The 25,023-nt window shown below is 73.3% G+C and carries 28 protein-coding genes and 1 tRNA gene; 15 read left to right on the forward strand and 14 right to left on the reverse strand.

Annotated features, from left to right (window positions below; genetic code table 11):
- Positions 1 to 185 precede the first annotated feature (185 nt).
- Entirely contained in the window at positions 186 to 1,127 is a 942-nt protein-coding gene (locus JOF41_RS32240) for a site-specific integrase (protein ID WP_307867594.1), read from the forward strand.
- 65 nt (positions 1,128 to 1,192) lie between these two features.
- Here the strand turns inward: JOF41_RS32240 and JOF41_RS32245 are convergent.
- Together JOF41_RS32245 and JOF41_RS32250 are read right to left on the reverse strand one after the other, a co-directional pair.
- Positions 1,193 to 1,269, reverse strand: a tRNA-Pro gene (locus JOF41_RS32245).
- 23 nt (positions 1,270 to 1,292) lie between these two features.
- On the reverse strand, positions 1,293 to 2,252 hold the full coding sequence (locus JOF41_RS32250; protein WP_189221315.1) for a metallophosphoesterase: 960 nt from the start codon (positions 2,250 to 2,252) through the stop codon (positions 1,293 to 1,295).
- Between the two features lie 63 nt (positions 2,253 to 2,315).
- Between JOF41_RS32250 and JOF41_RS32255 the strand changes: the two genes are divergently transcribed.
- Positions 2,316 to 2,786, forward strand: a complete 471-nt coding sequence (locus tag JOF41_RS32255) for a GatB/YqeY domain-containing protein (protein ID WP_209623634.1) — start codon at positions 2,316 to 2,318, stop codon at positions 2,784 to 2,786.
- 52 nt (positions 2,787 to 2,838) lie between these two features.
- On the opposite strand, the gene JOF41_RS32260 is transcribed toward JOF41_RS32255, so the two are convergent.
- Positions 2,839 to 5,337 carry a penicillin-binding protein gene (locus tag JOF41_RS32260; RefSeq protein ID WP_209623635.1) on the reverse strand — a complete coding sequence of 833 codons (2,499 nt, stop codon included), beginning with the start codon at positions 5,335 to 5,337 and terminating at the stop codon, positions 2,839 to 2,841.
- Positions 5,338 to 5,590: 253 nt separating this feature from the next.
- On the opposite strand from JOF41_RS32260, the gene JOF41_RS32265 reads away from it, so the two are divergent.
- Entirely contained in the window at positions 5,591 to 5,881 is a 291-nt protein-coding gene (locus tag JOF41_RS32265; protein WP_189221312.1) for a WhiB family transcriptional regulator, read from the forward strand.
- Positions 5,882 to 5,913: 32 nt separating this feature from the next.
- On the opposite strand, the gene bagB is transcribed toward JOF41_RS32265, so the two are convergent.
- The 4 genes from bagB to JOF41_RS32285 are packed head-to-tail and all read right to left on the reverse strand — an operon-like array spanning position 5,914 to position 9,119.
- The gene (gene bagB, locus JOF41_RS32270) at positions 5,914 to 7,035 is read right to left on the reverse strand and encodes an ATPase BagB (protein WP_189221311.1); all 1,122 of its coding nucleotides are present in this window, start codon (positions 7,033 to 7,035) and stop codon (positions 5,914 to 5,916) included.
- Positions 7,032 to 8,024: an ATPase BagA gene (bagA, locus tag JOF41_RS32275; protein WP_209623636.1), complete on the reverse strand. Its 993-nt coding sequence runs from the start codon at positions 8,022 to 8,024 to the stop codon at positions 7,032 to 7,034. Before bagA ends, bagB begins: the two co-directional genes overlap by 4 nt.
- A 43-nt stretch (positions 8,025 to 8,067) precedes the next feature.
- On the reverse strand, positions 8,068 to 8,337 hold the full coding sequence (locus JOF41_RS32280) for a hypothetical protein (protein WP_189221309.1): 270 nt from the start codon (positions 8,335 to 8,337) through the stop codon (positions 8,068 to 8,070).
- Between the two features lie 47 nt (positions 8,338 to 8,384).
- Positions 8,385 to 9,119, reverse strand: a complete 735-nt coding sequence (locus tag JOF41_RS32285; protein WP_189221308.1) for a TetR/AcrR family transcriptional regulator — start codon at positions 9,117 to 9,119, stop codon at positions 8,385 to 8,387.
- Between the two features lie 144 nt (positions 9,120 to 9,263).
- Between JOF41_RS32285 and JOF41_RS32290 the strand changes: the two genes are divergently transcribed.
- The 6 genes from JOF41_RS32290 (at position 9,264) to JOF41_RS32315 (ending at position 13,486) form a co-directional block, all read left to right on the forward strand.
- Positions 9,264 to 10,697, forward strand: a complete 1,434-nt coding sequence (locus JOF41_RS32290) for an MFS transporter (protein ID WP_307867738.1) — start codon at positions 9,264 to 9,266, stop codon at positions 10,695 to 10,697.
- Between the two features lie 211 nt (positions 10,698 to 10,908).
- Positions 10,909 to 11,082, forward strand: coding sequence for a DUF397 domain-containing protein (locus tag JOF41_RS32295; protein ID WP_189221306.1), 174 nt, complete (start codon positions 10,909 to 10,911; stop codon positions 11,080 to 11,082).
- 44 nt (positions 11,083 to 11,126) lie between these two features.
- Positions 11,127 to 11,282 (forward strand): Sp36 family protein, encoded by a 156-nt coding sequence (sp36, locus tag JOF41_RS32300; RefSeq protein WP_189221305.1) that lies wholly within the window; start codon positions 11,127 to 11,129, stop codon positions 11,280 to 11,282.
- A complete protein-coding gene (locus JOF41_RS32305; protein ID WP_189221304.1) occupies positions 11,279 to 11,737 on the forward strand; it encodes a RidA family protein in 459 nt (152 codons plus the stop codon). The genes sp36 and JOF41_RS32305 overlap by 4 nt, the downstream gene beginning before the upstream one ends.
- Position 11,738: 1 nt before the next feature.
- On the forward strand, positions 11,739 to 12,344 hold the full coding sequence (locus JOF41_RS32310; RefSeq protein ID WP_189221303.1) for a hypothetical protein: 606 nt from the start codon (positions 11,739 to 11,741) through the stop codon (positions 12,342 to 12,344).
- Between the two features lie 38 nt (positions 12,345 to 12,382).
- Entirely contained in the window at positions 12,383 to 13,486 is a 1,104-nt protein-coding gene (locus tag JOF41_RS32315) for a hypothetical protein (RefSeq protein WP_189221302.1), read from the forward strand.
- 43 nt (positions 13,487 to 13,529) lie between these two features.
- Here the strand turns inward: JOF41_RS32315 and JOF41_RS37515 are convergent, their stop codons facing one another.
- Both JOF41_RS37515 and JOF41_RS37520 read right to left on the reverse strand, forming a co-directional pair.
- Entirely contained in the window at positions 13,530 to 14,420 is an 891-nt protein-coding gene (locus JOF41_RS37515) for a Gfo/Idh/MocA family protein (RefSeq protein WP_307867595.1), read from the reverse strand.
- Between the two features lie 17 nt (positions 14,421 to 14,437).
- Positions 14,438 to 14,737 (reverse strand): hypothetical protein, encoded by a 300-nt coding sequence (locus JOF41_RS37520; protein ID WP_229794919.1) that lies wholly within the window; start codon positions 14,735 to 14,737, stop codon positions 14,438 to 14,440.
- A 146-nt stretch (positions 14,738 to 14,883) separates the two neighbouring features.
- On the opposite strand from JOF41_RS37520, the gene JOF41_RS32325 reads away from it, so the two are divergent.
- Positions 14,884 to 15,648: an NUDIX hydrolase gene (locus JOF41_RS32325; protein ID WP_209624588.1), complete on the forward strand. Its 765-nt coding sequence runs from the start codon at positions 14,884 to 14,886 to the stop codon at positions 15,646 to 15,648.
- Between the two features lie 26 nt (positions 15,649 to 15,674).
- The gene (locus JOF41_RS32330) at positions 15,675 to 16,457 is read left to right on the forward strand and encodes an MBL fold metallo-hydrolase (protein ID WP_209624586.1); all 783 of its coding nucleotides are present in this window, start codon (positions 15,675 to 15,677) and stop codon (positions 16,455 to 16,457) included.
- A gap of 10 nt (positions 16,458 to 16,467) precedes the next feature.
- On the opposite strand, the gene dnaN is transcribed toward JOF41_RS32330, so the two are convergent.
- From dnaN to JOF41_RS32350, 4 genes are all read right to left on the reverse strand, one after another.
- The gene (dnaN, locus tag JOF41_RS32335; protein WP_189221300.1) at positions 16,468 to 17,562 is read right to left on the reverse strand and encodes a DNA polymerase III subunit beta; all 1,095 of its coding nucleotides are present in this window, start codon (positions 17,560 to 17,562) and stop codon (positions 16,468 to 16,470) included.
- A gap of 37 nt (positions 17,563 to 17,599) precedes the next feature.
- Positions 17,600 to 18,838: an MFS transporter gene (locus JOF41_RS32340; RefSeq protein WP_209623639.1), complete on the reverse strand. Its 1,239-nt coding sequence runs from the start codon at positions 18,836 to 18,838 to the stop codon at positions 17,600 to 17,602.
- A 505-nt stretch (positions 18,839 to 19,343) separates the two neighbouring features.
- On the reverse strand, positions 19,344 to 20,018 hold the full coding sequence (locus JOF41_RS32345; protein WP_015097742.1) for a Crp/Fnr family transcriptional regulator: 675 nt from the start codon (positions 20,016 to 20,018) through the stop codon (positions 19,344 to 19,346).
- Positions 20,019 to 20,212: 194 nt separating this feature from the next.
- Positions 20,213 to 20,464, reverse strand: coding sequence for a hypothetical protein (locus JOF41_RS32350; protein WP_189221298.1), 252 nt, complete (start codon positions 20,462 to 20,464; stop codon positions 20,213 to 20,215).
- Positions 20,465 to 20,572: 108 nt separating this feature from the next.
- Here JOF41_RS32350 and nth point away from each other — a divergent pair, with 108 nt between their 5' ends.
- From nth to JOF41_RS32370, 4 genes are read left to right on the forward strand one after another with little or no spacing between them, the layout of a single operon-like run.
- Positions 20,573 to 21,343, forward strand: coding sequence for an endonuclease III (gene nth / locus JOF41_RS32355; protein ID WP_209623640.1), 771 nt, complete (start codon positions 20,573 to 20,575; stop codon positions 21,341 to 21,343).
- Positions 21,340 to 21,939, forward strand: coding sequence for a TlpA disulfide reductase family protein (locus JOF41_RS32360; protein WP_209623641.1), 600 nt, complete (start codon positions 21,340 to 21,342; stop codon positions 21,937 to 21,939). Before nth ends, JOF41_RS32360 begins: the two co-directional genes overlap by 4 nt.
- The gene (locus JOF41_RS32365) at positions 21,936 to 22,601 is read left to right on the forward strand and encodes an NUDIX hydrolase (protein ID WP_189221295.1); all 666 of its coding nucleotides are present in this window, start codon (positions 21,936 to 21,938) and stop codon (positions 22,599 to 22,601) included. The genes JOF41_RS32360 and JOF41_RS32365 overlap by 4 nt, the downstream gene beginning before the upstream one ends.
- A gap of 19 nt (positions 22,602 to 22,620) precedes the next feature.
- Positions 22,621 to 23,808 carry a MarP family serine protease gene (locus JOF41_RS32370; RefSeq protein WP_189221294.1) on the forward strand — a complete coding sequence of 396 codons (1,188 nt, stop codon included), beginning with the start codon at positions 22,621 to 22,623 and terminating at the stop codon, positions 23,806 to 23,808.
- Between the two features lie 287 nt (positions 23,809 to 24,095).
- On the opposite strand, the gene JOF41_RS32375 is transcribed toward JOF41_RS32370, so the two are convergent.
- Complete coding sequence (locus JOF41_RS32375; protein ID WP_189221293.1) at positions 24,096 to 25,022, reverse strand: alpha/beta fold hydrolase; 927 nt, start codon at positions 25,020 to 25,022, stop codon at positions 24,096 to 24,098.
- Position 25,023 lies beyond the last annotated feature (1 nt).

The following is a 25,023-nucleotide window of genomic DNA, read 5'->3' on the forward strand; positions in this document are numbered from 1 at the left end:
GGGATGACAAGCGTAAGCGCTGGATTGCGACCGTAACCGTAGGCTTTGACGGACGAGGGAAGCGGATCACCAAGCGCGCCAGTGGCCGAACCAAGACCGAAGCGAAGAACAAACTTGACGCCATCCAACGTGACGTCAAAGACGGGCTAGCGATAGAACCACACAACTACACAGTTGCCGACGCTGTGACCAACTGGTTGCAGTACGGCCTGAACGGTCGTGACAAGCAGACCGTCACAACGTGCCGCATCCTGGCAGAAACGCACGTCATCCCGGCGTTGGGTGCTCGAAAGCTCCGGGAGCTGTCGGCAGACGACGTTGACGAGTGGTTGGCGGAGAAGGCGAAGACCCTCAGCACGCGAACGCTGCGAGACATCCGTTCGGTTCTCCGCCGATCCGTCAGCCGGGCGCAGGCGCGCGACAAGGTCAAGCGCAATGTCGTGCTTCTCTGCGAGTGCCCGGAAGGGCAGGCCGGTAGACCGTCGAAGTCGTTGAGCTTCGAGCAGGCCGAGGCTGTCTTGCTCCGCGCGGAAGCTGATGAATCGACGATCGGGGCTTACATCGTGGTGTCGCTGGTGGGCGGCCCGCGCACTGAGGAGGCGCGGCCCCTCACGTGGTCGCACGTCGACCTGAAGGGGGACGCACACGCCAGTCCGCCGGTACCGCCGCACATCGCTGTGTGGCGGTCGGTACGGGCCGGCGGCGACACGAAGACGCGGAAGTCCCGGCGCACGCTCGCGCTGTCGCAGCGGGCAATCAAGGCGTTGGAAGCGCAGCGGGCGCGTCAGGAGGTGCAACGGAAGCGAGCCGGCGACCAGTGGCAAGAGCACGGGTTGGTGTTCGCGTCGGAAGTGGGTACCGAGCTGGACGCGGCCAACGTGCGTCGCATGTTCCGGCGAGTCCTCAAGGCGGCAGGGCTCAACGCCGCGGAGTGGACGCCTCGTGAGCTGCGGCACAGCTTCGTCTCGCTGCTCTCGGACAGCGGCATGACCTCGGACCAGATATCGAAGCTCGTGGGGCACAGCAGCACGTCGGTTACGGAGGAGGTGTACCGCCATCAGATCCGGCCAGTGATCCAAGACGGCGCGACGGCGATGGATCGGATCTTCCCGGCTTCGGGAGCGTAGTCACGCAGTAAGTCACTCAGATACAGGTCAGGCCCGGTACGTCTTGCGACGTACCGGGCCTGACCTGGTCGGGGTGACAGGATTTGAACCTGCGACCTCTTCGTCCCGAACGAAGCGCGCTACCAAACTGCGCCACACCCCGGCTGGGATCGAACGAGGAGAACTCTACCTGACGTTCCCACCCACTCCGAACCGGGTACCCCTTTTGCCCTCAGACCGCTCCTGACCTGCGTCAACGGGTCGGGGCACCAGGGTGAGCAGGCTGGCCTCCGGCGGGCAGGCGAAGCGCACCGGCGCGTACGGGGAGGTGCCGAGGCCGGCCGACACGTGCAGCCACGTGTGCTCGCCCCACCGGGACGCCCCTCGGGCGCGCGACCGGTCCAGTTCGCAGTTGGTCACCAGCGCCCCGTAGCCCGGCACGCGCAGCTGCCCGCCGTGGGTGTGGCCCGCCATCACCAGGTCGTAGCCGTCGGCCGCGAACGGGTCCAGCACGCGCGGCTCGGGGGAGTGGGTGACGCCCAGGCGCAGGGCGGCGTCCTCGGGCTTGCCCGCGATGTCCTGGTAGCGGTCGCGCTTGAGGTGCGGGTCGTCCAGGCCGGCGGCGAACACGGTCTGCCCCGCCACGGTGAACGTGCGCCGCACGTGGGTCAGGTCCAGCCAGCCGCGCTCGATCATCGCCGCGCGCAGGTCGCGCCACGGCAGCTGGACGCCGTGGATGCGCTTGGTCTTCGACGACGGCAGCAGGTAGCGGGCCGGGTTCTTCGGTCGCGGCGCGTAGTAGTCGTTGCTGCCGAACACGAACACGCCGGGCCGGTCGAGCAGCGGGCCGAGGGCGCGCAGCACGGCGGGCACGGCCTGCTGGTGGGCGAGGTTGTCGCCGGTGTTGACCACCAGGTCGGGCTCCAGCGAGTCCAGCTCGGCCACCCAGCGCTGCTTGGACTTCTGGTTGGGCGTCATGTGCAGGTCGGACAGGTGCAGCACGCGCAGCGGGGCCGAGCCCGGCTTGAGCACGGGCAGCGTCGCCTCCCGCAGGGTCCAGTTCCTGCGCTCGATGCCCGCCGCGTAGGCGATGGTGGCGGTGCCGAGGGCGGTGGTGGCGAGCAGCGCGCGACCGAACGTGTTCACGCCCCCGAGGGTAGGGGGTTAACCGGTTCGGGGTGCGGCGTGGTGCCCGGTAGGTTGAGCCGCATGGCGGAGTTGAAGGCGCGGTTGCAGTCGGACCTGACGAGCGCGATCAAGGGCCGGGAGACGGTCCGGGCGGGCGCGCTGCGGATGGCGCTGGCCGCGATCACCACCGAGGAGGTCTCCGGCAAGGCGGCGCGCGAGCTGTCCGACGACGAGGTGCTCAAGGTCCTCGCGCGCGAGGTCAAGAAGCGCAAGGAGGCCGCCGAGGCGTTCGCGGGCGCGGGGCGGACCGAGCAGGCCGAGCTGGAGCGCGCCGAGTCCTCGGTGCTGGAGTCCTACCTGCCCGCGCAGCTGGACGACGCGGGGCTGGCCGCGCTGGTCGACGAGGCGGTGGCCGAGGTGGCCGCGCAGCTGGGCGAGCAGCCGGGGCAGCGGCAGATGGGCCAGGTCATGAAGGCGGTCAACGCCAAGGTCGCGGGCCGCGCCGAGGGCGGCCGGGTGGCCGCGGCGGTGAAGGCGAAGCTGGCCTCCTGAGAGCCCGGCCTCCTGAGGGCCTACCCCTGGGGGCCTGCCCCCTGGGGCCGGGTCAGCGGCGGGGGCGGGTGGGGATCGGGATGCCCGGTTCCGGCCCGCCGGGCGGCCCGGTGGGCTCTGTGGGCTCGGTGGGCAGGGTGATCTCCGGCGGCTGCGAGGTGCCGGGGCCGCCGGAGGGCTGACCGCCGGTGGGGCCGGGGGCGGTCGGCTGCGGCGGCGGCACGTAGCCGGTGCTCACCAGCAGCGTGACGATGGTGCCGCGCAGGGCGGTGCCGCGCGGGGTCTGGCTGACCACGGTGCCCTTGGGCTGCCCGGAGTTGCGGTTCTGGGTGCTGACCTTGTAGCCGGCCTGCTCCAGCAGGCGGGTGGCCTCGTTGACGTTCTTGCCCACCACGTCCGGGATCTTGATCTCGGTGCCGCCCTTGAGGTAGCGCTCCTCGGGCTTGGGCAGCTCGCGCACGGGCAGGCCCGCGTGCACCCGGCTCATCGCGTCGAACCAGGTCCGCGCGGGCAGGCTGCCGCCGGTGATGTTGCCGCCGCGACCGCACAGCCTGGGCTTGTCGCCCAGGCAGATCGGCCGGGGCGAGGTGCCGTCGTTGAACACCTGCACGGCGCCCGCGAAGTCCGGGGTCGCGCCGATGAACGCGGCCGACTTGAACTCCTCGGTGGTGCCGGTCTTGCCCACCATCGGGCGGGTCCACTTGAACTGCCGCGCCGCGCCCGCCGCGGTGCCGTTGGCCTGGTCGTCCTTGCTCATGCCCGCCGCGAGGCCGTTGGCCAGGCCCTCGGACACCGCCTGCTCGCACGGGGCCTCGTTGACCTCGACGACCTTGCCGTTGCGGTCGAGCACCTCGCCGATGGGGGTGGGCGGGCACCAGGTGCCGCCGCTGACGATGGTGGCGGCCACGTTGGCCAGCTCCAGGGTGCTCACCGGCGCCGGGCTCAGCGTGAAGGAGGCGTTGCCGCCGTTGGCCTTGTAGAACTCGGTCTGCGAGATCCGCAGCTCCTTGTTCTTGTCCTTGGCGTTGGGCGGCTCACCCCTGAGGTTGGTGGCCAGCGTCTCGCGCATCCCCAGCCGGGCGGCCATGTCCACCACCGGGTCCATGCCCAGCCGCTCCTCCAGGATGACGAACCCGGTGTTCGGCGAGGTCGCCAGGGCCTGCTGCAGCGACATCTGCGGCGGGTAGCTGTTGTCGTAGTTGCCCAGGCAGTACCAGCGGGTGTTCGGCTCGCCGGTGCCCCGGCACCGCTCGCCGCCGCCCTTGAACACCCGCGACTCGTAGAAGCTGGGCGTGGGGATGACGTTCTCGATGCCCATGCCCTTCTCCAGCGCCGCCGCCGCGGTGAACACCTTGTAGACCGAGCCCGCGCCGAACTTGTTCTCCACGCCGCTGGGCAGGTCGTACTGGGTCTGGAACTGCTCGGGCTTGAGCCCGTAGTCCCGGTTGGCGACCAGTGCGGCCACCTCGTGCTTGTCCTTGCCGGGCCGGACCACGGCCATCGCGTTGGCGATGCCGTCGGTGTTCTTGGGCACCTGCGCCTCGGCGGCCTGCTTGGCCTGCCGGGTGATGGTGCGGTCCAGGGTGGTGCGCACGGTGTAGCCGCCGGTGCGCAGCTGCTCCAGGCTGAACCCGTTGCGCTCCAGGTACTGCACCGCGTACGAGCAGAAGAAGCCGTTCTCCGGGCCCGCGCCGACGCAGCCGTTGGGCGGGGTGCGGACCGGTTGGGCCAGGCCGAGCGGCTCGGCCTTGGCCGCCTCGGCGGCCTCGCGGGAGAGCTTGTCGTTCTCCACCATCTTGTCGATGACCTGGTTGCGCCGTTCCAGCGACTTCTCCGGGAAGACCTCCGGGTCCAGCGCGGACGGGCTGTTGACCATGCCCGCCAGCAGCGCCGCCTGCGGCACGGTCAGCTTGTCCGGCGTGGTGGCGAAGTAGGCCTGCGAGGCCGCCGCGATGCCGTAGATGGTCGAGCCGAAGGGCACCACGTTCAGGTAGCGGGCGAGGATTTCCTCCTTGCCGAGTTTGCTCTCCAGTTGCAAGGAGATGCGCGCTTCACGCATTTTTCGCGCAATAGTCTGCTCCTGCGCCTTCTGCTGTTCGACCTTGTTGTTCCTGGCCACCACGTGGACGAGGTAGTTCTTGACGTATTGCTGGGTCAGCGTGGACGCGCCCTGGGTGACCGACCCGCTGAACTGGTTGGTCAGCGCCGCGCGGAAGGTGCCCTTCCAGTCCACGCCCTGGTGCTCGTAGAAGCGCCGGTCCTCCACCGAGACCAGCGCGGCCTTCATGGTCGGCGAGATCTTCTCCGGCGGCACCAGCACCCGGTACTGGTCGTACAGGTAGGCGATGGGGGCGCCGTCCTTGTCCGTGATCGTGGTGATCAGCGGCGGGTCGGTGGTGACCAGGTCCGCGGAGATGCTGTCCACGGTGTCGCTGGCCTGGTTGGACATCAGCCCCAGCGAGCCGACGACGGGGAACAGCAGGCCCGCCAGCAGCACCCCCGCCAGCAGACACAGGCCGAGCAGCTTCAGCACGCCGTTCCTGACTCGCACGCGGGTCAGCGTACGCGGCTCACCGACGGGTGATCAGGCAGAAGTAACGCCATTACCCGGGATGAGTACTCGTACTCAAGACAGGTAACAGGTGCGCAACCCAGGGTTGGAGGTGGAACCGGAAGGCTCTACAGTCCGTCAACGTCCAGGGACAGCAGCCAACGGCACGGCCACTCGGTGGTGAGCCTACGGCATCCGCGGCAGGGGTGTGGCGGATTTACCGGACCGGACAAGTGTGAACGAGGTGGGGGATATGCAGCAGGGGGATTGGCGGATCAAGGCGTCCTGCCGTGATGAGGAGCCGGACCAGCTCTTCGTCCGGGGCGCTGAGCAGCGCAAGGCCAAGCTGGTGTGCCTGGGGTGCCCGGTGCGCACCGAGTGCCTGGCCGAGGCGCTGGACAACCGGATCGAGTTCGGCGTGTGGGGCGGCATGACCGAACGTGAGCGGCGGGCGCTGCTGCGGCGGCGTCCCGACGTCACGTCCTGGCACGAGCTGCTCGACACCGCGCGCCAGGAGCACCTGGAGGAGTCCAAGGTCGGGTAGCGCGCCTTCGGGTGCCCGCACGGCGAGGGGGATCACTCGCCCGCGAGGCGCCTGCCGATCTCGCGCAGCCCGTCCAGGTCGTGCACGTCGACGGGCAGCGCGGGCACACCGACCAGCGGCACACCGGGGTGCGCGCGGGTGAAGCGCGCGAGCAGCCGCTTCTCCCGGTCGGCGACGGCGACGCGGTCCGCGTGCACGCGCAGCACCGCGGCGGCCAGCGGGGCGTCACCCGAGCGCTCCAAGCGGTCCGCCGCGGCCTGCGCGCCGGACGCGGCCAGCGGTGCCAGCACCGGGTGGGTGCGATTGGCCACCAACCCGGTCAGCGGCATGTCCTCGGCCGACAGCCGCTCCACGAAGTAGCTGGCCTCGCGCAGCGCGTCGGGCTCGGCCGCGGCCACCACCAGGAACCCGGTGCCGGGCGAGCGCAGCAGGTCGTAGGTGGCCTGCGCGCGCTGCCGGAAGCCGCCGAACATGCTGTCCAGCGCCTGCACGAAGGTGGAGGCGTCCTGCAGCAGCTGGCCGCCGACGATGGTGGAGACGGCCTTGGTGAACAGGCCGAAGCCCGCGCCGACGATCTTGCGGATGCCCCGCCCGCCCGCGCGGGCGGGCGCGGACAGCATCCGGATCAGCTTGCCGTCCAGCACGGTGGACAGCCGCTGCGGCGCGTCCAGGAAGTCCAGCGCCGAGCGGCTGGGCGGGGTGTCCACCACGACCAGGTCCCACTCGTCGCGCCCGACGAGCTGGCCCAGCTTCTCCATCGCCATGTACTCCTGCGTGCCGGAGAACGAGGTGGAGATGGTCTGGTAGAAGGGGTTGGCCAGGATCTGCTCGGCCCGCTCCCGGCCCGCGTGCGCCCACACCATGTCGTCGAACGTGCGGCGCATGTCCAGCATCATCGCGTGCAGCCCGCCCTTGGGCTGGAAGCCCTCGACGCGCACCTCGCGCGGCTGGTTGTCCAGCTCCCGCAGGCCCAGCGACTGGGCCAGCCTGCGCGCCGGGTCGATGGTCAGCACCACCGCGTGGCGGCCCCGCTCGGCGGCCCGCACGGCCAGCGCGGCGGCCGTGGTGGTCTTGCCGACGCCGCCGGAGCCGCAGCACACCAGCACCCGCGTCGCCGGGTCGTCCAGCAGCGCGTCCACGTCCAGCCGGTTCACCGCACCCCCCGCCCGACCAGCACCTCGGCCAGCTCGTAGAGCGCGGCCACGTCCACCCCGTCGGTCAGCTCGGGCAGCTCCAGCGAGGGCAGGTCGGCCTCGGCGAGCAGCTCCTTGGCGCGCTGCTCGGCGCGCACCCGCATGGCGTGCTCGACGGCCTGGTCGACCAGCCCCTCGACGGCCTCGTCGTCCACCTCCAGGCCTGCCGAGGCCAGCCCGGCGCGCACCCGCTCGGCGTCCACCCGGCCCTGCGCGGCGGCGACCAGCGACCGCTCGGGCAGCCGGGGCGGGTTGACCCGGTTGACGAACACCGCCCCCGGCCGCAGGTCGGCGGCGTCCAGCTCGGCCACCGCGTCCAGCGTCTCGCGCACCGGCATCTCCTCCAGCAGCGCCACCAGGTGCACCGCGGTGTCCCCGGAGTGCAGCAGCTTCACCACGCCCTCGCTCTGCCCCCTGATCGGACCCGCCTTGGCCAGCTCGGCCATGGCCCTGGTGACGTCGAGGAAGCGCACCACCCGGCCGGTCGGCGGGGCGTCGAGCACCACCGCGTCGTACTCGTGCCGCCCGGTCGGGCGCACCCGCCGCACGCACTCCTTGACCTTGCCGGTCAGCAGCACGTCGCGCAGGCCGGGCGCGAGCGTGGTGGCGAACTCGATCGCGCCCATCCGGCGCAGCGTCCGGCCCGCGAACCCGAGGTTGTAGAACATGTCCAGGTACTCCAGCAGCGCGGCCTCCGGGTCGACCGCCAGCGCCCGCACCTCGCCGCCGCCGGGCGCGGAGGCGATGCGCTCCTCGGCGTAGGGCAGCGGGGGCCGGTCGAACAGCCGCGCGATCCCCTGCCGGTTCTCGACCTCCACCAGCAGCACCCGCCTGCCGCCGGTGGCCAGGGCCAGCGCCAGCGCCGCGGCCACGGTGGTCTTGCCGGTCCCGCCCTTGCCGGTCACGACGTGCAGCCGCGCGCGGGAGAGTTCGTCGGTCCAGCCGTTCACCGGATCAGCCTATGCGCGCCGAGCGCCACTCCGCTGGACGCGGTCAGTCCACAGTGGTGATGAACACGACGAGCATCACCGTCGCGGCCACCACGCCCCACGCCACCACCGACGGCAGCAAGTAGGCGATCAGCAGCGCCACGACGGCCACCAGGACCAGTCCGAGCAGGCCCGCGCGCAGCACCTCGGCGCGCTTGGTCCGGCGCTGCCCGCGGGTGCGGGTGCGGTCGCGCACCTGGGCCATGCCGACCAGCACGAGCACCAGCCCGCCCGCCACGAAGGCGCAGGTGGCCACGACCCGCCAGGTTTCCACCCGATCAAGGTAGCGGCGGGACCGGCGCCGTGGGCGGCCTTTCCCGATCAGGTGATCCGGTCGCGGTCGCGGGCGACCTCCAGGCCGTCCAGGACGTGCCGCAGACCCACCTCGAAGTCGTCCTCGCGGACCTCCTCCGGGTTCCTGGCGCCCTCCGCCTCGTAGAGCGCGGCCAGTCTCGGGTAGCCGCGCGTGGCCCGCTCGATGGTGGGCCGCAGGCGGGCGGTCCACTCCTGCTCGCTCTGGCCGCCGCGCTGGAGCATGGTCAGCCAGGCGGCCTCGCTGGTGGCGACGCCGATGACGTAGGCGAACACGGTGTTCATCGCGATGTTGGCCGGGAGCAGCGGGAAGCCCGCCGCCTCCAGCGTGACCAGCAGGTCCTCGGACAGCCGCAGGAGGTTCGGGCCGAGGTAGGACATGCCCGCGGCGCCGAGCGCGGAGGCGACCCACGGGTGCCGCAGGATCGCGGCGCGCATGTCCCGCGCGACATCGGCGACCGCGCTGCGCCAGTCCCCGCCCGAGGACGTGCGGATCTCGCCGAACACCTCGTCCACGACCAGTTCGACCAGTTCGTCCTTGTTGGCCACGTGTCGGTAGAGCGAGGTGGCGCCCGCGTCCAGGCGGGCGCCGAGCTTGCGCATGGTCAGCGCCTCCATGCCCTCGGCGTCGAGCAGCCGGAGCGCCTCGGCCACGATCTGCGCCCTGCTCAGCGCCGGTTGCTCGCGCCTGCTCCGGTCCTCCCGCGCCCACACCGTGGGCAGCGCCCGTTCGTCCTGTTGCACCTGGCCAGCGTAGCGCACGGTGTACCTAGTTGCGTACAGCGTTCCGCTATGCGTACATTGTTCGCAGTCAAGCGCACAGTGTGCGCACCACTCGGGAGGGGATTCGCGGTGGACCGTCACCCGCGTCGCTGGTTGATCTTGATCGTGCTCTGCTTGAGCACGTTGGTGCTGGTCGTCGACAACATGGCGTTGAACGTGGCCATCCCGGCGATGACCGCCGAACTGGGCGCCGACGCCCAGGACGTCCAGTGGATTCTGGACTCCTACATCCTGGTCTTCGCCGGTCTGCTGCTGACCGCGGGCAGTCTGGCCGACCGGTTCGGCAGGCGGCGGGTGATGGTGATCGGTCTGGCCGTGTTCGGGCTGGCCTCGCTGGCCGCCGCGCTGGCGGGCGACCCCGAGCAGCTGATCGGCGCCCGCGTGCTGATGGGCGTGGGCGGCGCGCTGATCATGCCCAGCACCCTGTCCATCCTGATCACGGTGTTCGACGAGGCCGAGCGCCGCACGGCGATGGCCGCGTGGAGCGTGGTGTCCATGGTCGGCCTGGTCGGCGGGCCCGTGCTGGGCGGCGTGCTGGTCGCCCACTTCTGGTGGGGCGCGGTCTTCCTGGTCAACGTGCCGATCGTCGCGCTGGCCGTCGTCGCCGCCGTGGCGCTCATGCCGGAGTCGCGCGGCCCCTGGAGCAAGCCCGACCCGCTCGGCGCGGTGCTGTCCGTGGTCGGCATGGTCGCGCTGGTCTGGACGATCATCGAGCTGCCCCAGCACGGCTCGGGCACCGGCACCCTGGTCGCGGCGGGCGTCGCGGTGCTGGCGCTGACCGGCTTCGTCCTGTGGGAGCTGCGCGCCGAGTCCCCGATGGTGCCGCTGGGCCTGTTCCGCGAGCGCAACTTCAGCGGCGGCTGCTTCTCGCTGGCGCTGGTGCAGATCGGCAACGGCGGCCTGCTCCTGGTGGTCACCCAGTACCTGCAGTTCGTCCTCGGCTACTCGGCGCTGGAAGCCGGGTTGGCGTTCATCCCCATGGCGGTGGCCGCCCTGGTGTTCAACGCCCTCGGCGCGGCGCTCGGGCGCAAGGTCGGCAACCGGGTGCTGACCGCGGTGGGCCTGGCCGTGATGGCGGCGGGCTTCCAGGTCATGGGCTCGGCCTCCCCGGTGGTCGCGCTGGCGCTGGTCGGCGCGGGCGGCGGCCTGGCCATGCCCGCGGCGATCGCGGCGCTGATGGGCGCGGTCCCGGCGCGGCACGCGGGCGTCGGCTCCGCCCTCAACGACACGGTGCAGCAGGCGGGCGCCGCGCTGGGCGTGGCCGTCCTGGGCAGCGTGCTGAGCGGCGCGTTCACCGCGGCCATGCCCGCCGACGCCCCTGGCGACGCCCGCCGCTCGATCGGCGACGCCCTCGGCGTGGCCGCCCGGAGCGGTGACGCGGCGCTGGCGGGCACCGCCCGCGACGCCTTCACCACCGCCATGTCCACCAGCTTCACCGCCGCCGCGGTCGGCGCCCTGGTCGCGGCCGTCGTCGCCCTGGTCGTGCTGCGCGACCGGCCCGTCGCGGTCGACTCCGCCCCCGTCCCCGTCAACGCCTGAGAACCCGGTGGACGCCCGCGCGGGCGCGAGGCACCGCCTCGCGCCCGCGCCGTCCGATCCGGGGCCGATCGCAGGCGTCTTCGGCTGACGCGCTGGTCCGACGGTGTCGCCTCCCCGAACCGGACGTGCCCGGAGTGGCCTAGGCCGGTCCGCCGCCACGGCCGGGACCGGTGAGACTCGTCGGGTCAGCGCGGACAGCCGGGGGGAAGTCATGAGCGAGTCGACGTGGCGCAAGAGCAGCCGCAGCGCCACCAACGCCCAGTGCGTCGAGCTGGCGGTGGCCGGGGGGCGCACCGCCGTGCGGGACAGCAAGAACCGGGGCGCGGGCACCCTGGTGTTCACCAGCAGGGCTTTCCGGGCGTTCCTCGACGGCGCCCGGCGCTGACCCACGCCCGCACCCGCCCAAGGGGGTGCGGCTAGGCTCCCACCATGCAGAAGTGGGAGTACGCCACCGTCCCGCTGTTGATCCACGCCACCAAGGCGATCCTGGACCAGTGGGGCGAGGACGGGTGGGAGCTGGTCACCGTCCTGCCCAACCCCAGCGGTGAGCAGCACGTCGCCTACCTGAAGCGGCCGAAGTCGTGAGCTGGAAGGCCCGGTTGGCCGAGCTGGGCGTCGAGCTGCCCGCCGTGGCCGCGCCGGTCGCGGCGTACGTGCCCGCGGTCCGCTCCGGCTCGCTGGTGTTCACCTCCGGCCAGCTGCCCTTCGTGGCGGGCTCGCTGGCCGCCACCGGCAAGGTCGGCGGCGAGGTCAGCCCGGAGGAGGCCAAGGCGCACGCCCGCACCTGCGCGCTGAACGCGCTGGCCGCGGTGGACGCGCTGGTGGGCCTGGACGCGGTGGTCCGCGTGGTCAAGCTGGTCGGCTTCGTCGCCTCCGCCGACGGCTTCACCGGTCACCCGGCCGTCGTCAACGGCGCGTCCGAGCTGCTCGGCGAGGTGTTCGGGGACGCGGGGGCGCACGCGCGGTCCGCGGTCGGCGTGGCCGAGCTGCCGCTGGGCGCGCCCGTCGAGGTGGAACTGGTCGTCGAGATCGGGGAGTGAGATGTCGGACACGTGTCACGAGCTGCTGCTGCGGCTGGCCGGGCGGCTCCCGGACGACGTGCTTTGGCGGTACCGCGACTGGGTCGCGACCGACGCCACGGCGGTGCTCGCCCGCGCCCTGCCGCGTACGCTGCTGCACGACCGGGTCGGGCTGACCGACCACGAGCAGCGGCTGCTCGCCGACGCGTTGCTCCCGCACGGGGCCGACCCCGGCGCGATCAGTTCGATCAGAGGACTGGACGAACTCCCGGAGACCGACTACACCTTTTCCCCGGAATCACCCGATCAGGCGTCAATGGGGGATTCCGCGACCGTGGTGCTCGGCGCGACGCTGCGTGGTCGGCCGGGGGTCGGCGAGGTCCGGTCCTCGTGGCGGCGCGGCGGCGGTGGTGGGACCAGGCGGATCATCCTGGTGACCGCCACCTCCGGCAGCCCTCGGCTGGCGGGTGAGGTGCAGCGGGTGCTGCGCGCGCTCGGCGAGCACGACCCGTGCGTGGAGGTCCTGCCCGCCGGGCTGGACCTGCCGCCCTACCACCGGGCGGCGTTGGCGGCATCGGAGCTGGTGTGCACCGGCGCCGAGGCCGATGGGCACCTGGTGCCCGTGTAGTGCTCGCCGCGGTGCGGGGGCCGGAAGGAGAAGCAGTCGTGGCGCATGACGGAGTGGGGCTTCCCGTCCGCCTGCACGACTTCCTGTTGGCGCTGGCGGGCCGCGTGGACGACGACGCGCTGTCCCAGGCCAGGGAGCTGCTGGCGGTGGCGGAGCCCGACCGCGCGGCGGAGCTGGTGGTGGGCTGCCTGCTGGCCGGGCGCATCCCGGTGACCGGCGACGAGCGGCGCGAGCTGGGCGCGGTGCTCAGGGAGGTCCGCTCGGACCCCGCGCTGGCCGATCGGCTGCTCGCGGTGGAGCACCTGCCCTACCTCAGGCACCGGTTCAGCTCGGACTCCGACCCGGCCGAGGGGCTGTCGGAGGCGCTGGCCAAGACCGTGTCCTCGCTGCCCGACGTGCGCGGTGTGCGCGCCTCGTGGCGGTCCAGCCCGGCGGGCGCGACGCCGGGGCCGCTGCCGCAGCGCGTGGTGCTGGTCGACATAGGCCCGAAGGGGTTCGCCCCGGCGACCGCCTACCGGGTGGACGTGGCGCTGCGCCGGGCGGGCATCCGGGCGGCGGTGGAGGTGTTGACCGTCGGCACACCGCTGGGCGACTACCACGCCTCGGCGGTGACCGCGGCCCGCGAGGTGTTCTTCCCCGCGGTGCCGGTCGACCAGCCCGTGGACAACGCCACCTGGTTCGACGGCGAGGTCCGGGACAAGGCACCGGTGGTCGAGCCGGAACCGGTGCCTGCCGAACCAGAGACCGGCTCGAAGGCCCGCCGGGCGCGGGCCGACTCGTTCGAGGGCGTGCAGCCGTTCCCGCCCAAGCCGGTCAAACGCCTGCCGGTGCGCGAGCCGGTCGAGGAGGAGCTGCCCAAGCCCCCGGCGCTGGAGGAGCCGCCGCTGTCGCGCTCCGAGGTGACCACCGAGCTGAACCCGGACGACCTGGCCGCGTTGCAGGCCGCGCTGGCCGAGGGGGAGGCCCCGGCCACGGCGGCGTTGTCCCAGCCGGTGGACGCCAAGCTCAGCGAGCGGGAGCGGGCGCTGTTGCAGCAGCTGCACGAGGAGCTGGCGCAGCGGGAGCAGTCCACCTGGCCCGCCGGTGGCCCGGAGTACGTCAACGGCGTGCCCAAGCCCAACAACGGCAACTACCCCGGCTGACCCGGTGGGGCGGCGACCGCCGCCCACCGGGTCGGCAGGTGCCTCATCCGCCCGCCGCGCGCCGCGCCTGGTCGATGATCCGCTGCAGGTACAAGCCGCGGTGCACGTCGCACGGGTGCTCGGTGGTGCCGCTCTGCACCATCGCCACGAAGTCGTCCAGCAGGTTGGTGAAGCAGTCCTGGGCGCTGGTGCCGCGGTCGGCCAGCACCCGGTGGCCGTGCTCGCCGAACACCGCCACCTCCCAGACGCCGGGGTTCAGCGGCAGCGCCATGCTCAGCGAGACGCCGCTGGTCGCGCCGCCCTCGTGGCCCAGGATGAGCTGCCACAGCCCGCCCTCGCCGCGGTGCGCGGCGATGACCTGGGTGATCGGCCCGAGCGCGGCGTCGATCAGGTCGAACACGTGCGGGCCGACGTCGTCCAGCGGGGCCCGCTCGTGCCGCCACGGCGACCGCGAGAACGGCCCTTCCAGCAGCGCGCCGTTGAGCACCCGCACCGATCCGCCCGCCCAGCCGCCGACCTCGCGCAGCTGGTCCAGCTGCTCGCGGATCTCCGGGGCGAACCGCTTGGTCAGCATCACCAGCGACGCCACGCCCGCCCGCCGCACGGCCCCGGCCAGCCGCTCGGCGTCCGCCAGCGTGGCCGCCACCGGCTTCTCCAGGATCAGGTGCTTGCCCCGCTCGGCGGCCGTGGTCGCGATCCCCGACTGGACCTCCGGCGGCACCGCGAACGCCACCGCGTCCACCGCCGCCAGCAGCTCGTCCGGGTCGGCGGCCACCTCGGCGCCGTAGGTGCCCGCCAGCTCGGCCGCGGCCTCCGGCTTGCGCGCCCACACCGCGGTCAGCCGGGTGCCGGGGTGGTCGGCCAGGCCGGGCGCGTGCACCATGCGCGCCCACGGTCCCGCGCCGACGAGTCCTACCCGCAGTTGTTCGTCCACGCGGACAATCCTGCCCGCTAGCGGTTCCCGGTGTAGAACCGCTCGGGCACGAAGACCCGCCCGCCGGAGGCGAACGCCAGTTCCAAGCCGCCCTCCACAGGACGCACCTCGAAGTCCGTGCCCCAGCCGGAGGGAATCCGCACGACGTGCCCCCTGTCCTCCGTCTGGCCGAGCCAGACCTCGTAGTCCCTGCCGCCCATCGGGCTGCCGTGCCGCTTCACGAACACACCGGGTACCTCGCCCTCCGGCTGCCTGCTGCTGATCGTGGTGGTGGTGGGCAGGAACAGCACCAGAGTGGCGGCGGTCGTCAGCAGCACCCCCGCGATTACGCCGGGTATGAATCCGTCGGCGCCGAGCAGGCGCCACTTCCGCTTCACGTCCACGACTCCATCCTGCCCGCGCTGATCGGCCGTAGGCTCGTGTCGTGCGCGAACTGCCCGAAGAACTGGTGCTGCCCGCGAGCATGGTCCCCGAGGTGCCCCCGGCGACCCCGGTGAAGCCCAGGGACGCCGCGACGGTCCTGCTGGTCCGCGACGCCGCCGAGGGCGTGGAGGTGTTCCTCCAGCGCCGCGTCGCGGGCATGGCGTTCGCGGGCGGCATGACGGTCTTCCCCGGCGGCGGGGTCGACCGGCGGGACGCCGACACGGGCGTGGCCTGGGCGGGGCCGCCGCCGAGCTGGTGGGCCGAGCGCTTCGCCTGCTCGCCGGAGCTGGCGCGGGCGCTGGTGTGCGCGGCCGTGCGGGAGACCTTCGAGGAGTCCGGCGTGCTGCTCGCGGGCCCCTCGGAGACGACCGTGGTGGCCGACACCGCGCCCTACGCCGCCGCCCGCCGGGCGCTGGTGGACCGGGAGGTCTCGCTGGCCGGGTTCCTGGCCTCCTCGGGCCTGGTGCTGCGGGCCGACCTGCTGCGGCCGTGGGCGAACTGGGTGACCCCGGCCGAGGAGCCCCGCCGCTACGACACGCGCTTCTTCGCCGCCCTGCTGCCCGAGGGGCAGCGGGCCGACGCGGTGACCACCGAGGCGTCCGACGCGGTGTGGCAGCGGCCCGCCGACGCGCTGGCGGACTGGCGCGCGGGCCGCCGACTGCTGCTGCCGCCGACCTGGGTGGCGCTGGCCGAGCTGGCGGAGCTGGGCGCGGCGGCCGAGGTGCTGGTGGTGGACCGGACCGTGGAGAAGATCATCCCCAAGCTCGTGCGCGAGGGCGGCGCGGTGCGCGTGGTGGTCCCGTGAGCGGCGCGCCCGTCGAGGGCGAGCGGCTGGCCCACCCGGCCTACGGGGTGCTGCGGCAGATCACCCCGACCGCGGCGGTGCTGCTGGCGGAGAACCCCTCGGTGATGACCCTGGACGGCACCAACACGTGGGTCCTGCGCGCCCCCGGCGAGGAGACGTGCGTGGTGGTCGACCCCGGCCCGCTGGACGAGGTCCACCTGTCCCGGATCGCCGCGCTCGGCCCGGTCGCGCAGGTCCTGCTCACCCACGGGCACGCCGACCACGCCGAGGGCGCGGCAGCGTTCGCCGAGCGGGTCAAGGCCCCGGTACGCGCGCTGGACCCCGCGTTGCGGCTGGGCGAGGAGGGCTTGGCGGGCGGGGACGTGGTGATCGCGGCCGGGCTGGAGATCCGGGTCCTCGCCACGCCCGGCCACACGTCGGACTCGCTGTGCTTCCTGCTCGACGACGCCGTGCTGACCGGCGACACCGTGCTGGGGCGCGGCACGACCGTGGTGGCGCACCCGGACGGCAGGCTGGGCGACTACCTGGAGTCGCTGCGCGCGCTGGCCGACCTGCCCGAGGGCACGGCGGTGCTGCCGGGGCACGGCCCCGAGCTGCCGGACGCGGGCACCGCGGCCCGCGCCTACCTCGCGCACCGGGAGCTGCGCCTGGCCCAGGTCCGCGCGGCCGTCGAGCGGCTGACCGAGCGGCTGGGCGGGCCGCCGACGGCCCGCCAGGTCGTCGAAGTGGTCTACGCCGACGTGGACCGCGCGCTCTGGTCCGCCGCCGAGTGGTCGGTCCGCGCGCAGCTGGACTACCTGCGGGGCTGACCGGGGCCGGTCACGGGGTGCGCAGGGGCACCACCAGGTAGGTCAGCTCCACCCCGTCCTCGCCCGCGTCGCAGGTCAGCACCGTCGACCGCAGACCGTCCCGGATGCGCAGCTCCACCCGCCCGCCGCCGAACGCCCGCAGCGCGTCGGCCAGGTAGCGCGCCTGGAAGCTCTTGGTGAGCCGGTTGCCGTCCACCGACGCCTTGACCGACTCCTCCGACTCGCCCGCCTGCGGGTCGCTGCCCCGCACCCGCAGCTCGCCGTCGTCCACCTGGATGGTCACCGCCCCGTGCGGGCCCGAGTAGGGCGCCGCCCGGCGCACCGCGCCCGCCAGCACGTCCGCCTCCACCAGCACGGTGCTCTCCGCGTCGGCCTCCAGCAGCTTGCGGGCCCGGTCGTCGGGGAAGGGCGCGGCCAGCAGCGCGGTGCTCGCGCTGCCGCCCGCCCAGGCCAGGGCCACCCGGTCGGCGTCGGCGTGCACGGCCACCTCGCCGCCGCCGAACCGCCGGGACACCTCGGCCAGCGCGGCGGCGGGCGCGAGCACGTCCAGCGCCCCGCCGGACCAGGGCAGCGACGCGAACGCCATCCGGTAGCGGTCGGTGCAGATCAGCTCCAGTCGCTCGCCCGCCGCGTGCACCCGCACCCCGGTGAACACCGGCAGCGCGTCGTCCTTGGAGGCGGCCGTGGACACCGCAGCCAGCGCGCCCGCCAGCGCCGCCCCCGGCGCCCGGCCGGCCAGCGGCGGCAGCGGCAGCACGCCGGGGTGCGCGGCCAGGTCGAGCAGCGGCAGGGCGAACCGGGCCGACTGCGTCCGCACCGCCAGCCGCGAACCCTCGACAACCAGCCTGACCTGGTGGTCGGCCAGTCCGCGCAGCGTCTCCGCCAGCGGTCTGGCGGGCACCAGGACCGCGCCCTCGGTGTGCACGGTGGCCGGGCGGGTCAGCCGGACGGCGTGCTCGCGGTCGTTGCCCGCCAGCTCGACCCCGTGCGGGTCCGCGCGCAGCACGAGACCGGCCAGCACGGGGTCGAGCACGCGGGCGGGGAGCAGGCGGGCGACGTCGGACGCGGCGGCGGCGAGGTCCGCCGCGGTGGCGGTGAGGTCCATGCGGTGAAGCTAGACCGCACCACCGACAGTTCCCGATCTAGCGGGCGACCAGTTCGACTTCCTCGCGCGAGGGCAGCTCGGCGGGGGTGGCGACGGTGCCGCGGAAGACCCAGACCAGCGCCGCGATCACCAGTCCGGAGCCCGAGGCGGCCAGGAACGCCCAGCCCGTGCCGTGGGACTCGACCAGCCTGCCGCTGAGCGACTGGCCGGCGGCCAGGCCCACGGTCACCGCGGTGACCACCCAGCCGAACGCCTCGGTGGCCGTCCCGCGCGGCGCGACCTGCTCGATCACCGCCGAGTGGGTGGTGGACTGCGGGGTGATCAGGGTGCCCACCGCGAACAGCGCGAGCCCGAGGCCCCACAGCGTCGTCGGCACCGCCAGCAGCGTCGACAGCAGCGCGAACCCGCCCAGCAGCACCGGCAGCCGCAGGTGCATGGCGCGCGGCACCGGCTTCATCGCGTACAGCACGCCGAACAGCACCGAGCTGATCGACCACAGGCTCAGCAGCAGCCCGCCCAGGCCCACGTGACCGGCCCGCGCCGCGGCGGCGGGCACGGCCACCTCGATGAACCCGATGGTCACGCCGAAGCCCAGCGCGGCCAGCGCGACCGTCCGCATCCCCGGCGAGGCCAGCGCGCCGAGCAGGCTGCCGCGGGTGCGCACCGGCCGGACCGCGCGCACGGTCGGGTTGAGCGCGAACCACAGCGCGCCCGCCACCATCGACGCCGCGCCGACCACCACGCCGGTGCCCGCCCACGGCGCCGCGACCAGCACGCCCGCCAGGCCGGGGCCCAGGATGAAGAAGACCTCCATGCTGATGGCCTCGTAGGCGTAGCCGGCCAGCCGCACCGAGCCCGCCGGGGCCATCACCGCCCACAGCGAGCGGGACGCGGAGCCCACCATCGGCTCGGTGAGCCCGACCGCGAACGCCAGCGGGACCAGCGCGCCGGGCGCCGCGCCCGCCTCCACCGCCAGCACCGCCACCGCCACGAACAGCGCGAACAGGCCGACCGTGGCCAGCAGCGGGCGGGTGGGGCCGAGCCGGTCCATCAGCCTGCCCTGCAGGATCGAGCCCACCGCCACGCCGACCAGCGCGCCCGCCGACACCAGCCCCGCGGTCGCGAACGACCCGGTCTCGTGCTGCACGTAGAGCAGCAGCGACAGGCCGATCATCGCGATCGGCAGGCGGGCCAGCAGCGAGGCCGTGATCGGGCCACGCATGCCGGGGGTGCTCAGGGCAGCGCGGTAGTCGGAGAAGCGGGCAGAGTGGGACATGCGTACCAGTATGCCTGGAGTGGTACGTGCGTACCAAATGGTTTCCGGTGTGCTCCGCCACCGCTCACCGGGGTCGCGATCAGGTCACGGCACTCGGATGACCGGGTGAAACAGGGCAGCGAAAGATGCCCCCTCGCACTCCTTGAGAGTGAACGGCCTTGAGCGGCGGGGGAGGGAACGTGCGATCGTTGGAGCCGATCGGTCACCCCGCCGACCAGCGGGCCCGACCGGTTTCACGGCCAAGTCAAACGGGTAACCACCCCTACTTCCGGCGTTGCAGGGTCGGGGCCTACCAGCGCCGGGAGTGCGGGTTAGCGCGGACTGTCGGGGGATGGGCCGCGCGAACAGCAGAGCCTGGAACGCCGCGTCGGGGGCGGCGTCCAGGCTCTGTTGGATTGACCCGGCTCCGCCGGGTCGGGCTCGGCCGCCTGGAAGTCGGCCTCGCGTGGTGCCCACCCGGAACCGCGCTGCTGGAGCGGGGTGGGCTGGTGCGGTTGTCGTGCCGCTACCTGGCCCGGCGAGCGAGGCGCTCGGGGTCGAGGATGAGCACGCTCTTGCCCTCCAGGCGCAGCCAGCCGCGGTGGGCGAAGTCGGCGAGGGCCTTGTTCACCGTTTCCCGCGACGCGCCGACGAACTGGGCGATCTCCTCCTGCGTCAGGTCGTGGGTGACCCGCAGCAGGCCCGCCTCCTGGCTGCCGAAGCGCTGCGCCAGCTGCAGCAGCGCCTTGGCCACCCGGCCGGGCACGTCCGTGAAGATCAGGTCGGCCAGCATGGAGTTCGTCCGGCGCAGCCTGCGGGCCAGCGCCCTCAGCAGCTGCTCGGCGATCTCCGGCCGGTTGGTGATCCACTGCCGCAGCGCGGGGCGGTCCATGCTCACCGCGCGCACCTCGGTCACCGTCGTGGCGGTGGACGTGCGCGGACCGGGGTCGAAGATCGACAGCTCGCCGAACATGTCCGACGGGCCGAAGATCCCCAGCAGGTTCTCCCGCCCGTCCGGCGACTTCCGGCCGATCTTCACCTTGCCGGACTGGATGATGTAGAGCCGGTCGCCCGGCTCGCCTTCCGCGAAGATCACATGGCCACGCGGGAATTCAACGGACTCCAGCGTCTGCGCCAGTGCCTCCGCTGCAGCCGGTTCAACCCCCTGGAAGATGCCCGCGCGGGCCAGGGTCTCGTCCACCTCGTCCCTCCTGTCGAGACGCGGCGGCATGGTTGAGCGCGTTCCGCCTTATGGCGGATCAGCGCCTGCCGCCGATCACTGGGTGCAGTCTAAGGGCTGTGGCGGGAAGCGCCGTTCGGCACGCCACCCACCAGCAGCCCGGACAGCCCGAAGAGGCCCGCGGGAACGTCCCGAGGGCCTCGCCGTCGGTCCTGCTAGCGGCGGGGCCGCCGCTGTCGCAGGTTCCTGGCACGACCGCCCAGCCTGCGCAGCCGGAACAGCTCCAGCGCGCGGCCGATGCCGTGCCCGTAGAGAGCCCTGACCTCGTCCGGCCGGGCCGACTCCAGGAACTCCTCGACTTCGTCCTCCTGCACGGCCACGTGCCGCAGACGGGCTTCCACGCGCTCCATGAAGAGCGCGAAGAACATGATCACGATCGGAACGGCGATGACGAACCAGGCAGTCATGATGCTCCGATCCTCGCGCATCCGGTCACCCGGTGCGGTGGCAGGGTCCTTTGTCCGGCGTGTCGAGCCGCTTCGAGTGGAGGACGTGTGCGCCCGTACATTGGTTGCGTGCCCCCCGCCACCCGCCGCCAAACCCAGGAGACCCGGCTCGGGCTGGTGCGCCGGGCCCGCCGCACGGTCCGCGTCCTCGCCGAGGGCTACCCCGGCGCGCACTGCGAGCTGAACTTCACCAACCCGCTGGAACTGCTGGTCGCGGTCGTGCTGTCGGCCCAGTGCACGGACAAGCGGGTCAACGAGGTCACGCCCGCGCTGTTCCGGCGCTACCGCACCGCCGCCGACTACGCGGGCGCCGACCGGACCGAGCTGGAGGAGCTGATCCGGCCCACCGGCTTCTTCCGCAACAAGGCCACCTCGCTGATGGGCCTGGGCGCGGCGCTGGTGGAGCGCTTCGACGGCCAGGTGCCCGGCAGGCAGGCCGACCTGGTGACGCTGCCCGGCGTCGGCCGCAAGACCGCGAACGTGGTGCTCGGCGACGCCTTCGGCGTGCCGGGCATCACCGTCGACACCCACTTCGGCCGCCTGGTGCGCCGGTGGGGGTGGACCCAGGAGGAGGACCCGGTCAAGGTCGAGCACGCGGTGGGCGCGCTGATCGAGCGCAAGGACTGGACCATCGCCTCCCACCGGGTGATCTTCCACGGCCGCCGGGTCTGCCACGCCCGCACGCCCGCGTGCGGGGCCTGCCTGCTCGCGCCGCTGTGCCCCTCCTACGGCATCGGCCAGGTCGACCCGGACAAGGCCGCCAAGCTGGTCAAGGGCGAGGAGGCCGAGCACCTGATCGCACTGGCCGAACGGGTCCGGGCGGGGGAGAAGCTGGGGTGAGCTCCGCGGCTCGGTGGTCGGTCGTCGTCCTGGTCCTGGCGATTGCGGGCGTGGTCGCCCTGTGGCCCCGCACGCCCGACGAACCCACCCCTGAGGTGCCGCGCAGCCAGCGCACCACGGCCTCGCCCGAGGACGTGCGCCAGGCGCGCGACCGGGCCGCGCTGCGGCCGTGCCCGCGCGGCGAGGGCGGCCCCCCGCAGCTGCGGGGCGTCACCGCGGTGTGCATGAGCGACGGCGGCACCGTGGACGTGGCCTCGGCGCTGTCCGGACGGGCTCTGGTGAACTTCTGGGCCCCCTGGTGCGTTCCCTGTCGTGAGGAACTGCGCGTGCTGGACGAGTACGCCCAGCAGCCCGGCTCCGTGCCGGTCCTCGCGGTGCAGGTGCGGAGCAAGGAGGAGGACGGCCTGGAACTGCTCGCGGACCTCGGCGTGCGCCTGCCCTCGGTGGTCGACGAAGCGGACGCGGTGCGCAAGGCGCTGCACGCACCCAACGCGCTGCCCGCCAGCGTGGTGCTCGCGGCGGACGGCTCGTCGCGGCTGGTGACCGACCCGACCGTGTTCACCTCGGTGGAGCAGGTGCGCGAGGTGGTCGGATGACCGCGCAGGTCGAACCGGGTGACCTCCCGGAGTGGATGTCACGGCTGGTCAAGGCCACGGCGGAGATCGACGCGCGCGCGTTCACCCGCGTGCCGCCGCCCCCGCCGGGCACCGCCAGGCCCGCCGCCGTGCTGATCCTGCTCGGCGAGGGCCAGGACGGTCCCGACGTGCTGCTGCTGCGCCGCGCGGACACCCTGGGCTCGCACCCCGGCCAGGTGGCCTTCCCCGGCGGGGCGGCCGACCCGGAGGACGACGGGCCGGTGGACACCGCGCTGCGCGAGGCGTTCGAGGAGACCGGCGTGCTGCGCGAGGGGGTGCGGCCGGTGGCGCTGCTGCCCGAGCTGCACGTGCCGGTGTCCCGGTTCCTGGTGACCCCGGTGCTGGCGCACTGGGACCAGCCCTCGCCGGTCGCGCCGGTGGACCCGGCGGAGACCGCCGCGGTGGCGCGGGTGCCGATCGCGCACCTGGCCGACCCGGCGAACAGGTTCCGGGTGCGCCACTCCTCGGGCTACTCCGGCCCCGCCTTCTCCGCTCCTGGCATGTTGGTGTGGGGCTTCACGGCCGGGCTGCTCGACGGGCTGCTCGCGCTGGGGGGCTGGGAACGCCCGTGGGACACCTCCGACGTGCGTGATCTGGAACTAGCGCTGCGCGCTGCTACTTAGCGCCGGGTGGAGGTAGGGCGTGAACTGGGTAGACCTGCTGGTGCTGGCGCTCGCCGCGTTCGCCGCGGTCTCGGGCGCGCGGCAGGGCATGGTGGTCGCCCTGCCCGCGTTCGTCGGGGTGCTGCTCGGCCTGGTGCTGGGCACCCAGGTCGCGCCGCTGGTGGTGGCCCGGTTCGACAACGTGGTGACCAAGGTGGTCTTCGCGGTCGGCATCGTGGTCCTGCTCGTCGCGCTGGGCGAGACGCTGGGCGTCTACACCGGCCGCACGATCAAGCCGAAGATCAACTCCGGTCCGCTGCGCGGCGCGGACAACGCGCTGGGCGCGATCGTGCAGGGCGCGGTCGTGTTCGTGGTGGCCTGGATGATCGCCCTGCCGCTGACCGCGGTGGCGGGCCTGCCGTCGCTGGCCAAGGCGCTGAACCAGTCGGTCATCCTGTCCACGGTCAACGACACCATGCCGCAGGCCGCCCGCACCCTCTCGCAGGACCTGCAGAACCTCTTCGACGTCTCCGGCTTCCCCGCCGCGATGGACCCGTTCAACCGCACCCCGCTCAAGGACGTCGGTCCGCCCGACCCGACGCTGAGCGGCAACCCCGTCGTCCAGGACCTGCGCCCCAGCGTGCTGAAGGTGCGCGGCCGGGCGCCGTCGTGCTCGCGGGCGCTGGAGGGCACCGGCTTCGTCATCTCCCCCGAGCGCGTGATGACCAACGCGCACGTCGTGGCGGGCACCAGCGAGGTGGTCGTGGAGGTCGGCCGGGGCCAGTTCGACGCCACGGTGGTGCACTACGACCCGCAGACCGACATCGCGATCCTGGCCGTGCCCGACCTCAACGCGGCGCCCCTGCGGTTCCGCAGCGACGAGATCCGGCAGGGCGAGGACGGCATCGTCCTGGGCTACCCCCTCGACGGCCCCTACACGGCCTCCGAGGCGCGCGTGCGCGAACGCATCCAGATGCTGCGCGGCCCGGACATCTACGACGCCCAGACCGTCACCAGGGACGTCTACACGGTCCGCGCGAAGGTCCGCAGCGGCAACTCCGGCGGCCCGCTGGTGGACCCCCAGGGCCGCGTCATGGGCGTGGTGTTCGGCGCCGCCGTGGACGACCAGGAAACCGGCTTCGTGCTGACCGCCCAGGAAGTCGCCGAAGAAGTCGCCAAGGCCCCCAACCTGGTCCGCCGCGTCTCCACCCAGACCTGCGCCGTGTAGAACCGCCCCACCCCCGCCGCGGCCTCGCACGATGCCCACCACGCCCGCGCCCGGCGTCACCCGCCTATGGGCGTGTTGGGCGTGTCACCCCCGCGAGTCGAACCTCCAGACACCCCGAATTCAACATTCGCGCGCCCCGACCCACGCTTCCGCGCCCTGACCGGCGCTTCCGCGCCCCTCGGGCAGTAGTTACCGGCCCCGCCAACCCCGTCGGGTAGTACTTGCCCACGCACCAGGGCTGCGCGCGCGGCGAGCGCCGCTTTTAGACCCCTACTCCCTGCGAACCGCTACAGCCCGGCCAGGAAGTCGGTGATCATCCCGGTGGTGGTCTGGGGGGCTTCCTGGTGGGGGAAGTGGCCCACTTCCTGCACGCACCGGTACACCGACCCCGGACCGCGCCAGTCGGCCGAGTCCAGGGCGGTCCGGGCGAGCATCACCGGGTCCAGCGCCCCGTGCAGCTGGAGCACGGGCGCGGTCAGCCGCTGGGACACGGCCTCGGCGAACCGCCTGCCGTCGCTGCGCAGCAGGGAGCGCACCGCCCACCGGTAGTACTCCAGCGCGCTGTGCGCCACGCCGGGCACCAGCACGGCTTCGCGGTTGCGCCGCACCACCTCGTCGAACTCCGGCGCGACCGTCCACTTGGGGCCGGACCACTCGCGCAGCAGGGCCTCGACGGCCGCGCCGTCGTCGGCGGTGAGCTTGCGCTCCGGGTAGACCGGCAGCTGGAACCGGAACAGGTGACCCAGCGCCTTGCCCTGTCCGCGCGGGTCCTTGCGGACCGCGCGGCGCAGCGCCAGCGGGTGCGGGGCGGAGATCGCGGTGACCGAGTGCACCAGGCGCGGGTGCATCGCGCCCACCGTCCAGGCCAGCATTCCGCCCCAGGCGTGGCCGACCAGGTGCGCCCGAGGTGCGCCCAGCGCCTTGACCAGCCCGGCGACGTCACCGGCCAGGGTGAACCCGTCGTAGCCGCGCGGGGGTTTGTCCGAGTCGCCGTAGCCGCGCAGGTCGACCGCGACCGCGCGGTAGCCCGCCGCGGCCAGCGCGGTCAGCTGGTGCCGCCACGCCCACCAGAACTGCGGGAAGCCGTGCAGCAGCAGCACCAGCGGCCCGTCGCCGAGCTCCGCCACGTGCAGGCGGATGCCGTTGGCCGACACGTCGCGGTGCGCCCACGGGCCGGGGACCCTCGTCGTGGACGGGTCCGGGGGGAGCCGCACG

Source organism: Saccharothrix coeruleofusca, assembly GCF_017876325.1.
GTDB lineage: Bacteria > Actinomycetota > Actinomycetes > Mycobacteriales > Pseudonocardiaceae > Actinosynnema > Actinosynnema coeruleofuscum.